The sequence below is a fragment of the Aeromicrobium sp. Root495 genome (assembly GCF_001426755.1).
Taxonomy (GTDB): domain Bacteria; phylum Actinomycetota; class Actinomycetes; order Propionibacteriales; family Nocardioidaceae; genus Aeromicrobium.
Window position 1 is genome coordinate 2739015 of record NZ_LMFJ01000001.1, and the last position, 11342, is coordinate 2750356.

At 74.4% G+C, this 11342-nt stretch carries 10 protein-coding genes, 1 pseudogene and 2 riboswitches; of the genes and pseudogenes, 10 read left to right on the forward strand and 1 reads right to left on the reverse strand.

Going from position 1 to position 11342, the window contains the following annotated elements; genetic code table 11:
* The first annotated feature begins 104 nt into the window (after positions 1-104).
* Positions 105-247, forward strand: a riboswitch (cobalamin riboswitch).
* Between the two features lie 21 nt (positions 248-268).
* The 10 genes and pseudogenes from ASD11_RS13650 (at position 269) to ASD11_RS13690 (ending at position 10210) form a co-directional block, all read left to right on the forward strand.
* Positions 269-2320 carry a magnesium chelatase subunit D family protein gene (locus ASD11_RS13650; protein WP_056287990.1) on the forward strand — a complete coding sequence of 684 codons (2052 nt, stop codon included), beginning with the start codon at positions 269-271 and terminating at the stop codon, positions 2318-2320.
* Positions 2320-2934: a cob(I)yrinic acid a,c-diamide adenosyltransferase gene (cobO, locus tag ASD11_RS13655; protein ID WP_056287993.1), complete on the forward strand. Its 615-nt coding sequence runs from the start codon at positions 2320-2322 to the stop codon at positions 2932-2934. Before ASD11_RS13650 ends, cobO begins: the two co-directional genes overlap by 1 nt.
* 77 nt (positions 2935-3011) lie before the next feature.
* Positions 3012-5507 (forward strand): cobyrinate a,c-diamide synthase, encoded by a 2496-nt coding sequence (locus ASD11_RS13660; RefSeq protein ID WP_056287996.1) that lies wholly within the window; start codon positions 3012-3014, stop codon positions 5505-5507.
* Positions 5504-5695 (forward strand): annotated as a pseudogene (locus tag ASD11_RS18880) (NAD(P)-dependent oxidoreductase); the annotation flags it as partial. The gene ASD11_RS13660 and the pseudogene ASD11_RS18880, both read left to right, overlap by 4 nt.
* A gap of 81 nt (positions 5696-5776) precedes the next feature.
* Positions 5777-6505: a uroporphyrinogen-III C-methyltransferase gene (gene cobA / locus ASD11_RS13665; protein WP_327019530.1), complete on the forward strand. Its 729-nt coding sequence runs from the start codon at positions 5777-5779 to the stop codon at positions 6503-6505.
* Positions 6502-6930, forward strand: coding sequence for a histidine phosphatase family protein (locus ASD11_RS13670; protein ID WP_056287998.1), 429 nt, complete (start codon positions 6502-6504; stop codon positions 6928-6930). The genes cobA and ASD11_RS13670 overlap by 4 nt, the downstream gene beginning before the upstream one ends.
* 34 nt (positions 6931-6964) lie before the next feature.
* A riboswitch (cobalamin riboswitch) is annotated at positions 6965-7078 on the forward strand.
* A gap of 30 nt (positions 7079-7108) precedes the next feature.
* Positions 7109-7318 (forward strand): CbtB domain-containing protein, encoded by a 210-nt coding sequence (locus ASD11_RS13675; RefSeq protein ID WP_056288001.1) that lies wholly within the window; start codon positions 7109-7111, stop codon positions 7316-7318.
* 143 nt (positions 7319-7461) lie between these two features.
* Positions 7462-8256, forward strand: coding sequence for a CbtA family protein (locus tag ASD11_RS13680; RefSeq protein ID WP_056288003.1), 795 nt, complete (start codon positions 7462-7464; stop codon positions 8254-8256).
* Complete coding sequence (cobT, locus tag ASD11_RS13685; protein WP_056288005.1) at positions 8253-9287, forward strand: nicotinate-nucleotide--dimethylbenzimidazole phosphoribosyltransferase; 1035 nt, start codon at positions 8253-8255, stop codon at positions 9285-9287. The genes ASD11_RS13680 and cobT overlap by 4 nt, the downstream gene beginning before the upstream one ends.
* 2 nt (positions 9288-9289) lie before the next feature.
* On the forward strand, positions 9290-10210 hold the full coding sequence (locus ASD11_RS13690) for a cobalamin biosynthesis protein (protein ID WP_235503324.1): 921 nt from the start codon (positions 9290-9292) through the stop codon (positions 10208-10210).
* 293 nt (positions 10211-10503) lie between these two features.
* On the opposite strand, the gene ASD11_RS13695 is transcribed toward ASD11_RS13690, so the two are convergent.
* A complete protein-coding gene (locus tag ASD11_RS13695) occupies positions 10504-11301 on the reverse strand; it encodes a cobalt-precorrin-6A reductase (RefSeq protein ID WP_235503325.1) in 798 nt (265 codons plus the stop codon).
* Positions 11302-11342: the final 41 nt, after the last annotated feature.

The window sequence follows — 11342 nt, forward strand, 5'->3', positions numbered from 1 at the left end:
CGGGCGAGGCTACCGGCCCGCTCAGGGACGCGAGAATCGGCGTTCGGCCGGACCGGGAGTGCGCCAGGCAGTTCCTCCGTCGGCGCCGCCCCGGATACGCTGGTGCCCGATCAACAGCCTGAGGTGCCCCGCGAGGGGAGAATCAGGGAAGCCGGTGAGAGTCCGGCACAGGGCCCGCTGCGGTGACCTGGGACTGCGTTCGCAGGACCCAGGAAGTCCGAAGACCGGCCTCGGGCTGTCAGCCAGGCGCGACGAGCGGGAGCCCCGAATGCCACTGCACTACCCCTTCACGGCCGTCGTCGGTTCCGACGACATGAGCCTTGCCCTTCTCCTGACCACCATCGACCCCGCCATCGGCGGCGTCCTGGTGCGGGGAGAGAAGGGCACGGCCAAGTCCACGATCGTGCGCGCGCTGGCCGACGTCCTGCCGCCCATCGACGTCGTGGCCGGCGACCGGTTCTCCTCCGACCCCCGCGAGGCGGAGCCGCTCTCGCCCGACGGACCCTTCGCACCCGACGCCGACGTGGCCACCCGGCCCGTGCGGATCGTCGAGCTCCCCGTGGGTGCCACCGAGGACCGAGTGCTCGGCTCCATCCACCTGCAGAAGGCGCTCGAGGGCGGAGCCGTGGAGTACGAGCCGGGGCTCCTGGCCAAGGCGCACCGCGGCGTCCTCTACGTCGACGAGGTCAACCTCCTGCACGACCACCTCGTCGACGTGCTGCTCGACGCGGCGGCCATGGGGCGCGCGACCATCGAGCGCGACGGGGTCTCCATCGAGCACGCGGCGCGCTTCGTGCTCGTCGGCACCATGAACCCCGAGGAGGGCGAGCTCCGCCCGCAGCTCCTCGACCGCTTCGGCCTCACCGTCGAGGTCGCTGCACCGCGCGAGCCGCAGCTCCGGGCGGAGGTCGTGCGCCGCCGCCTCGCGTTCGACGCCGACCCCGCCGCGTTCCGGGCCCGCTTCGCCGACGCCGAGCAGTCGCTCACCGACCGGCTCGTCGCGGCCCAGAAGCTGCTCACCGAGGTGGAGCTCACCGACGCCGCGCTCACCCGCATCGCCGAGGTGTGCGCGGCCTTCGACGTCGACGGGCTCCGCGCCGACATCGTCATGGCGCGCACCGCCGTGGCGCACGCCGCGTGGGACGGTCGCACCAGCGTGACCACCGACGACCTGCGCGTGGCCGCGCGTCTCGCGCTGCCACACCGGCGCCGGCGCAACCCGTTCGACGCCCCCGGCATCGACGAGGACCAGCTCGACGAGGCACTCGGCGACGACGAGCCCGACCCGGACCCCACGCCGGACGGCGACGGCGGCGGGTCGGAGCCGGAGTCATCCGGAGACTCGTCCGACGACACGCCCGCAGGGCCTGCCGAAGGCTCGGCCGAGCCCTCGACGAGCTCGGCCGACGAGGACGCCCCCCGCCCGACACCTCCGTCCGGCGAGGCCGGCGGGTCGTCGACCACGGCCAGCGCCGCGGGCGAGCCCTACCGCACGAAGCTCTTCGCAGTCTCCGGCACGGGCGAGGGCGAGGCGGGCCGACGCTCTCGCGCCGTCACCTCCCGCGGCCGCCGCGTGGGCGCCCGGCCGGTCGACCGCTCGGGCGACGGCGGGGGTTCCATCGACCTCCTCCAGACGCTGCGCGCCGCCGCCCCGCACCAGGCCGCCCGCGGTCGCCGGACCGGGAAGCTGGCGCTCAAGAACGACGACCTCCGCCTCGCCGTCCGCGAGGGCCTCGAGTCCAACCTCGTGCTGTTCTGCGTCGACGCCTCCGGCTCCATGGCCGCACGCCGACGCATGGACCAGGTGAAGACCGCGATCCTGTCGCTGCTGCTCGATGCCTACCAGCGTCGCGACAAGGTCGGCCTCGTCACCTTCCGCGCCGGCACCGCCGACCTCGCGCTGCCGCCCACCGGCTCGGTCGACGTGGCAGCACGCCGACTCGACGAGCTCCCTGCCGGCGGCCGCACGCCCCTCGCCGAAGGACTCGAGCGAGCCGCCGAGGTGCTGCGCATCGAGCGCATCCGCGACCCGCGTCGCCGTCCGCTCCTCGTGCTCGTCACCGACGGCCGTGCCACCCACGGTCCCGACGCCATCGCCCGCTCGCAGCGCGCCGCCGGCCTCCTCGTCGACGTCGACACCCTCGTGGTGGACTGCGAGACCGGTCGCTTCACGATGGGCCTCGCCCGCACGCTCGCCGACCACCTCCGCGCCGAGTACGTGGCGCTCGGCGACGTCACCGCCGACGCCCTCACCGATGCCGTGCGCGGCTCCGGCGGGGGTGCCGGGCCGTGGTCGGCAGACAAGCACGGGGCTGCCTGATGCCCCAGGGTCAGCCGCTCACCGTCCCCGACGACGGCCTCACCACGCGCCAGCGCCGCAACCGACCGCTCCTCATGGTCAACACCGGCGACGGCAAGGGAAAGTCCACGTCGGCCTTCGGCCTCGCGCTGCGCGGCTGGAACCAGGGCTGGGACATCGGCGTCTTCCAGTTCGTGAAGTCGGCCAAGTGGCGCATCGGCGAGCAGACGGTGCTCGAGCGCCTGGGTGAGCTGCACGAGCAGACCGGCGAGGGCGGACCCGTCGAGTGGCACAAGATGGGCTCCGGCTGGTCCTGGTCGCGCAAGCCCGGCACCGAGGTCGACCACGCCACCGAGGCAGCCGAGGGCTGGGCCGAGGTGAAGCGCCGCCTCGCCGAGGAGAAGCACGACCTCTACGTCCTCGACGAGTTCACGTACCTGCTGGAGCGCGGCTGGCTCGACGTCGACGACGTGGTCGCCACGCTGCGCGACCGTCCCGGCCACCAGCACGTGATGATCACGGGCCGCCGCGCGCACCCCGCCCTCGTGGACATCGCCGACCTCGTCTCGGAGATCCAGCACGTCAAGCACCCCTTCGACCGGGGCCAGAAGGGTCAGAGGGGGATCGAGTGGTGATGACTTCGTCAGCTCGGCCGGCCGCCACGCCTGGGGGGTCAGAGTCTGGCGAGCCCACGACGGCGGCCGACCTCACCATGCGCGCTCCCGGTGCCGGCAGGGGTGCGTTGCCGCGGCTCGTGATTGCTGCGCCTGCTTCGGGGCACGGGAAGACCACGGTCGCCACGGGACTCATGGCTGCCCTGAAGCGGGCCGGGCACGTCGTCTCGGGCCACAAGGTCGGACCCGACTACATCGACCCCGGCTACCACTCGCTCGCCACCGGCCGCCCCGGCCGCAACCTCGACCCGCACCTCGTGGGCGTCGAGAACATCGCCCCGCTCCTCCTCCACGGCGCACGCGCCGGCGGGGGTGCCGGGCCGTGGGCGGCAGACGAGCACAGCGCTGACCTCGCGATCATCGAGGGCGTCATGGGGCTCTTCGACGGCAAGATCGGCGGCGAGGGGTTCGCGTCCTCCGCCCACGTCGCCGCGCTCACCCAGAGCCCGGTCGTGCTCGTCGTCGACGTCTCCCACGCCTCGCGCACGGTCGGCGCCATGGTCCAGGGCCTCGCCCACTTCGACCCCGCCATCACGATCGCCGGCGTCATCCTCAACAAGGCCGGCACGCAGCGCCACGCCGACGAGGTGCGCCGCGCCGTCGACTCGGTCGGCATCCCGGTCCTCGGCGTCCTGCAGCGCGACGACGGCATCGTCGCTCCCTCACGCCACCTCGGCCTCGTCCCCGCGGCCGAGCGCGGCGATGCCGCAGCAGCCCTGGACCGGCTGAGCGAGCGCATCGCCGAGCGCGTCGACCTCACCACCCTCGTCGAGATCGCCCGCAGCGCTCCCGACCTCGACGTCGATCCGTGGGACCCCCGCGCCCACGTCTCGCCGTCGAGCTCGAACCGCCCTGTCGTGGCCGTCGCCGGAGGCCGCGCCTTCACGTTCCGCTACGCCGAGACCACGGAGCTGCTCGAGGCGGCCGGCTGCGAGGTCGTGCCCTTCGACCCGCTCACCGACGCGTCGTTGCCCACGGGCACCCAGGGCATCTATCTCGGCGGCGGCTTCCCCGAGGTGCATGCCGCGGGGCTGTCGGCCAACACGTCGTTGCGTCACGACCTCCGCACCGCGATCCTCGACGGCATCCCCACGGTGGCCGAGTGCGCCGGGCTCCTCTACCTCTGCCGCACCGTCGACGACGCGCCCATGGTCGGTGCGCTCGACGCCGACGCCGTCATGATGCCGCGCCTCACGCTCGCCTACCGCCAGGCGACCCTGCCTGCGGACGGACTGCTGGGAGCCACCGGCGGCACCGCCACGGGCCACGAGTTCCACCGCACGATCGTCACCCCACGGGCCGGCACCACGGCCGCGTGGGACCTGCCCGACGGACCCGAGGGCTTCGCCACCGACACGCTCCACGCGTCGTACCTCCACACCCACTGGGCCGGCCAGCCCCACCTCGCCCAGGCCTTCACCAGCGCCGTCCACGCCTCCGCTCCGGCGACCCGGTCGGCCATGACGCCTTCGCCGCTCGTGAGGCCGGCAGCGATGCCCGGGTCAGCGAGGCCTGCCGATCCTCTGCGGTGGCACGGCGACCAGGAGAACGGCGAAGGACTCGTCGATCTCGCGGTCAACGTGAGCGACGAGCCCCGGCCGGCCTGGCTGCACGACGCCCTCGTCGCCTCCCTGGACGATGCCGGTTCCTACCCCGACGCCGGGGGCGCCGAGCGCTCCGTCGGGCTCCGCCACGTCCGACCGGCCGCCGAGGTGCTCGCCACGGCCGGTGCCGCCGAGGCCTTCGGGCTCGTCGCCCGGATGCGTGCCTGGCAGCGACCCGTCGTGGTGCACCCCCAGTTCACCGAGCCCGACGTCGCGCTCGCAGCCGCCGGGCACACCGTCACGCACGTCGTCACCAGCGCCGAGGACGGGTTCGCCCTCGACCCGGCGAGCATCCCGGACGACGCCGACCTCGTGATCGTCGGCAACCCCACCAACCCGACCGGCGTCCTGCACCCCGAGTCGACGATCCGGGCCCTGCTCGCGCCCGGCCGGCTCGTCGTGGTCGACGAGGCGTTCATGGACAGCGTCCCCGGCGAGCGCGGCTCGGTCGCCTCGCTGCGCCTCCCGGGCCTGCTCGTGGTCCGCAGCCTCACCAAGCTGTGGGCCATCCCCGGCGTGCGCGCGGGGTACGTCCTCGGCGACGCCGGCACCGTGGCGGAGCTCCGGACCCACCAGACGCCCTGGGCGGTGAGCGCCGCCGCCATCGCCGCCCTGCGCGCGTGCTCCACGTCCGAGGCCCTCGCCGAGGCGGCGGCCCGAGCCGACCGCACGGTCCAGAACCGACGCGTCCTCACCGACGGCCTCACGGAGCTGGGGATCGACCACACCGTCTCGGCCGGGCCCTTCGTGCTGGTGCGCGCCGGTGCCGGCGCCCACGAGTCCCTGCGAGCGGCCGGGTTCGCGACGCGTCGCGCCGACACGTTCCCCGGGCTCGACGACACGTGGCTGCGCCTCGCGGTGCGCCGGCCGCACGTGAGCCGACGACTCCTGGGCGCCCTGCGCCTGAGCCGCGAGGGAGCCACCGCATGACCTACTCGCTCGACGTCCGGGGCCGACGCGTGGCCGTGGTCGGCGGCGGGCTGCTCGCCGCCGCCGAGTCCGCTGCGCTGCGCGAGGGCGGCGCCGCGGTGACCGTCGTCGCCGAGGCGCTCTGCGACACGCTGCGCGACCTCGTCGAGCGCGGCCTCGTGACCCGCTCCTCGAGCGTCCCGGACGACGCCTTCCTCACCGTCCGTGCCGAAGGAGCTCCACGCTCTCCGCGACCTGGATCCCCCGAGTCCCCTGACGCGCGTCATCCCGTGGGGACGGTCACGCTCGTGGGCGCCGGCCCAGGCGATCCCGGCCTGATGACCGTCGCCGGCCGGGAGGCGCTCCTCGCCGCCGACGTCGTCGTGACCGACCGACTGGTCCCGCTCGAGGCCCTGCGCCTCGCCCCGGCCGGCAGCCTCGTCGTCGACGTCGCCAAGATCCCGCGTGGACCGTCCACGCCCCAGGAGGAGATCAACCGGCTCCTCGTGGAGCACGCCCTCGCCGGGCGCACCGTCGTGCGGCTCAAGGGCGGCGACCCGTTCGTCTTCGGTCGCGGCGGCGAGGAGCTCGTGGCCTGCGCCAAGGCCGGCGTCCCGACGCGCCTGGTCCCGGGTGTCTCCTCGGCCATCTCCGCGCCCGGCCTCGCAGGGATCCCGGTCACCCACCGAGGTGTCACCCAGGGGTTCACGGTGGTGTCCGGCCACGTGCCGCCGGGTCACCCGGAGTCCACGCTCGACTACGCGGCGCTCGCCGCCAGTGGCACGACCCTGGTGGTCCTCATGGGCGTGCGCACCCTGTCCGCCATCACCGACGCCCTCGTGGCGGCCGGGCTGCCGCCCCACACCCCGGCGGCCGTCGTGGCCGACGCCGGGCTCCCGTCCCAGCGCGACGTGCGGGGCACGGTCGACGCCATCGCCGAGCTGGCGGAGTCGGCCGGCATCGGCGCCCCCGCCGTGGCCGTGATCGGCGCGGTGGCCGACGTCGACGGCCTGCCGTGATCGTCTGGATGCGGCACGGCGAGTCCACCTGGAACGCCACCGGCCGCTTCCAGGGGCACACCGCCCATCCGCCGCTCACGGACCGCGGGCGCGCGCAGGTGGAGGCGGTCCTCCCCGACCTCCAGCGCCTCGAGCTCACCGAGGTCGTCACCTCGCCCGCGGTGCGGGCCCACCAGAGCGCCACGATCGTGGCCGAGGCCCTGGGGCTTCCTCTCACGGTCGACGACCGCCTCGTGGAGCAAGGGGCGGGCGAGGCACTCGCCGCCGTGGTGACCCGGGTCGACGACTTCCTCTCCGGTCGCGAGGCCGCCGCCCGACCGCTCGTCGTGAGCCACGGCGACACCATCGCGGTGGCCTGGTTCCGCCTCACGGGGGACGATCTTCCCGGTCCTCTGGGGAACGCGGGCCTCGTCTCCATCCCATGACATGAGCCCTGGACGGAACCCCTCCTCGATGCCCTACGATGAGCGAGTCCATGGTGACGGAAGCCGGTGAGAGTCCGGCACAGTCGCGCTACTGTGACACCCGCTCAGCGGGTGGAGTCAGAGACGTTCCCATGGAAGCCCACTCACGACAGGGACGCATCGATCCCAAGGAGGCACCATGAGCCAGGCCGTCGTCACCCCCGAGGTGCAGGTCCCCACCATCCCGCTGAACGAGCTCGCCCCCTGGGCGCTCTTCTTCGGGCTTCTCGCCGTCATCGCACTGTTCTTCATCAGCGCCGACCAGGGCGCGGTCTCGATCCCGTCGGGCAACGCCATCCACGAGTGGGTCCACGACGGACGCCACCTCCTCGGCTTCCCCTGCCACTGAGCCCGCGCGGGCGGTGAGCCCGCAGCCGGGTCGACGACCCGGCGCCCTTCTTCTCGACCGACCCGTGCCCGGGTGACCTCAGCGACCCCGTCCTGAGCGAGCCCCTGGCCGTCGGTCCTCCCAGCCTGATCGGAAGACCTGTCATGACCGCACGCTCGTTCCTCGTCCGAGGACTCCTCGCCGGCCTGCTCGCCGGCCTCTTCACCTTCGTCGTCGCCCACCAGGTGGGCGAGCCCCACGTCGAGGCCGCCATCGGTCTCGAGGCGGCGGGTGCCGCCGCGTCCGAGGCCGACGGCCACGGCGAGGGCGTCGCCGCCCACGGCGGTGAGGACCACGGCGACGAGGGGACCACCGTCTCCCGCGGGGACCAGCGCACGTGGGGTCTCCTCACCGGCACGGTCGTCGTGGGAACCGCCCTCGGAGGTCTGGTGGCACTCGTCGCCGCCGGCGTCGTGGGTCGTCTCGGTCGGATCCGTCCGGCGCAGTCCACTCTCCTCGTGGCCCTCCTCGGCTTCGTCTCGGTGGCCCTCGTGCCCTTCCTCAAGTACCCCGCCACCCCGCCTGCCGTCGGCAACGCCGAGACCATCGGCGAGCGGACCAACGAGTACTTCGGGTACCTCGCCATCTCCCTCCTGGCGGCCGTCGTCGCGGTGGCCGTGGCGCGTGCCTTGGTCCCGCGGCTCGGCGGCTTCGAGGCCGTCGTCGCCGGCGTCGCGCTCTACCTCGTCGTCGTGGTGGGCTTCGGCCAGCTGATGCCCACCGTCAACGAGGTGGGCGACTTCCCGGCCGACCTGCTCTGGTACTTCCGCCGGGCCTCGCTCATCACCCTCGCCACCCTGTGGGGCTCCCTCGCTGTCATCCTCACGTTCCTGGTGAAGCGTCTCGACACCTCGACGTCGGCCGTCCAGGCCCGTCGCGACCTCGCGGCCTCGCTGTGAGCTTCGCCGGGTCGGTCCAGGCCCCGTCGGCAGCGGTCCGCGAGGAGGCCGCCGAGCGTCTGGCCGCGCTCGCGACGCCCACCGGCGCCCTGGGCCGGCTCGGCGACCTCGCGGTCTGGCTGTCCGCAGCGCAGGGACAGGTCCCGCCCGCGCCGGTCGAGCACGTCCGCGCCGTCGTGTTCGCCGGTGACCACGGCGTCACGGCCCACGGTGTCTCGGCCTACCCGGCAGCCGTCACGCCGGCCATGGTCCGCACGTTCCTCTCCGGTCGCGCGGGCGTGAGCGTGCTCGCCGCCCAGCACGGCGTCTCGGTGCGGGTCCTCGACCTCGCCGTCGACGACGACCTCGAGGGCGTCGATCCCGCCGTCCAGGCGTTCAAGGTCCGCCGCAGCAGCGGTGCGATCCACGTCGAGGACGCGCTGACCCGCGCGGAGGCCCTCCAGGCCATCGACGCCGGCGCCAAGGTGGCGCTCGAGGAGATCGCCGCCGGCGCTCAGCTGCTCATCAGCGGCGACATGGGCATCGGCAACACCACGCCCTCGGCCGCGCTCGTGGCCGCGGTGCTCGGTCTCCCGGCTGACGAGGTCGTCGGTCGTGGAACGGGCGTCGACGACGCTGGGCTGCAGCGCAAGACCGACGTCGTCCAGGCCGCCCTCGACCGCACCGCGGGCCGTCACGAGGACCCGGTCGACCTCCTCGCCGCGCTCGGCGGTGCCGACATCGCCGCCGCCGCGGGGTTCCTCGCGATGGCCGCCGTCGAGGGCGTCCCGGTGCTGCTCGACGGGCTCATCGGCGTCGCCGCCGGTCTCGTCGCCGAGCAGCTCGCGCCGGGAGCGTCGGCGTGGTTCGCCGCGGGGCACCGCTCCACCGAGCCGGCCCAGTCGCTCGCGCTGTCCAAGCTGGGCCTCGAGCCTCTGCTCGACCTGGGGCTGCGCCTCGGGGAGGGCAGCGGTGCCGTCGCCGCCGTCCCGCTCGTGCGGTCCGCCGCGCTTCTTCTGCGCGACACCGCGCTCCTCGCCGACATCCTCTGACCGTGGGACTCGAGCGGGCTCTCGGCCTCGGCCTCGGGTTCGCTGCGGACCGCGCGTTCGGCGACCCGCAGCGCTGGCACCCGGTGGCGGGGTTCGGGCGTGCGGCAGGTGCGCTGGAACGTCGGCTCTGGGCCGACTCACGTCCTCGGGGCGCCGTGTTCACCGCCGTGGCCGTGGGCGTGCCGGTCGTGGTGGCCCGGGTCGTGGAACGTCGGAACGGCCGGGCGGGGCGGCTCGTCCTCACGGCGGTGAGCACGTGGGCCGTGCTGGGCGCACGGTCGCTCGAGCGCGAGGCGCTGGCCGTCGGTGCGCTGCTCGACGCCGACGACCTTCCCGCCGCTCGGCAGCGCCTCACCCATCTCGTGGGACGCCGGACCTCGGAGCTGACCGAGCCTGACGTGGTGCGGGCCGTGGTGGAGTCCGTCGCCGAGAACACCTCCGACGCCGTCGTCGCGCCGCTGTTCTGGGGTGGGGCGGCCGGGGTGCCGGGCCTCATCGGCTACCGCGCCGCCAACACGCTCGACGCGATGGTGGGGCACAGGACGGAGCGACTCCTGCAGTTCGGCTGGGCATCGGCGCGGCTCGACGACGTGCTCAACCTGCTGCCCGCTCGTCTCGCTGCGCTGCTCGCGGCCGGACTGGGCTCCGACCCGTCGGGCGCGCTCGCGGCCTGGCGGCGGGACGCCGGTGACCACCCGAGCCCCAACGCCGGTCCGGTCGAGGCGTCCTTCGCGGGGGCCCTGGGGATCCAGCTGGGCGGCGAGACGATCTATGCCAGCGGCGTGGAGCAGCGGCCCCGCATGGGCTCCGGCCCGGCGCCCGCGCTGCCCGAACTCCGCCGCGCCACCGCCCTCGCGCGGCGCGTCGACCTCGGCGCCCTCGCCGTCGCCGCCCTCCTCGCCCTCCGCCCCCGCCGACGGTGACCTGGCGTCCGTTTCAGTGCGGCCGAGCCGTCGAGCGGTGACTTGGCGTCCGTTTCCTGGCGGCCGAGCCGTCGGGCGGTGACTTGGCGTCCGTCTCAGTGCGGCCGAGCCGTCGGGCGGTGACTTGGCGTCCGTTTCGGTGCGGCCGAGCCGTCGAGCGGTGACTTAGCGTCCGTTTCCTGGCCGCCGAGCCGTCGGGCGGTGACCTGGCGTCCGTCTCAGTGCGGCCGAGCCGTCGAGCGGTGACTTGGCGTCCGTTTCCTGGCCCGATCACGGTCCAGACGGACGCTAAGTCACCGCTCCCACGGCTGGGCGTGGAGCCAGGCAGTGGCGGCGGCGGGGTCGCTCACGGTCTCGACGGCGTCGGTGGCGGGGTGGCGGCGGACGATCACGACCGGCAGTCCCAGCTCACCCGCGACCTCGAGCTTGGGCCACGTGAGGCTGCCGCCGGAGTCCTTGGTGACGACGACGTCGACCCGGTGCTCGGCCATGAGGGCCCGCTCGCCGTCGGCGGTGTACGGGCCGCGACTCAGGAGCAGGGTCCAGGCGTCGGGGATCTCGACGTCGGGCGGATCGACCACGCGCACCGCGGCGGCGTGCTCCGCAAGGGGCTCGACGAAGTGGCCCAGGCCTTGGCGGCCGACCGTCAGGAAGGGCCGCTCGCCCAGCGCCGCCGCGGTGCGTGCGGCCGCGTCGAGGTCGTCGGCCCAGTGCCATCCGTCCGCACCAGGGGCGTCGGCCCAGCCGGGCCGCTCGAGACGCAGGAGCGGGACGCCCTCGGCGGTGCAGGCGGCGACGGCGTTGCGCGAGATCCCCGCGGCGAAGGGATGCGTCGCGTCGACGACGGCCGTGACCTCCCGATCACGGAGGTACGCCCGCAGACCAGCGATCCCGCCGAAGCCGCCGATGCGCACCGGCCCGACCGGCAGCCTGGGCCGCGCGACCCGACCGGCGAGGGAGGACTCGACCTCGATGCCGTCGCGCACCAGCTCTTCCGCGAGCGCCCGCGCCTCACCCGTCCCACCGAGCAGCAGGATCATGCCGACCGCCGCCGCCCGGGACCAACGACGAGGGAACGTGGTCGCTCCCACGACCCGGACCCCTCATCGTTCGTCCCCACCGCACGAAGGAT

Coding starts and splice junctions, on each gene's coding strand:
- ASD11_RS13650 (WP_056287990.1), top strand. CDS start 269: ATGCCACTGCACTACCCCTTCACGGCCGTCGTCGGTTCCGACGACATG.
- cobO (WP_056287993.1), top strand. CDS start 2,320: ATGCCCCAGGGTCAGCCGCTCACCGTCCCCGACGACGGCCTCACCACG.
- ASD11_RS13660 (WP_056287996.1), top strand. CDS start 3,012: ATGCGCGCTCCCGGTGCCGGCAGGGGTGCGTTGCCGCGGCTCGTGATT.
- ASD11_RS13675 (WP_056288001.1), top strand. CDS start 7,109: ATGAGCCAGGCCGTCGTCACCCCCGAGGTGCAGGTCCCCACCATCCCG.
- ASD11_RS13680 (WP_056288003.1), top strand. CDS start 7,462: ATGACCGCACGCTCGTTCCTCGTCCGAGGACTCCTCGCCGGCCTGCTC.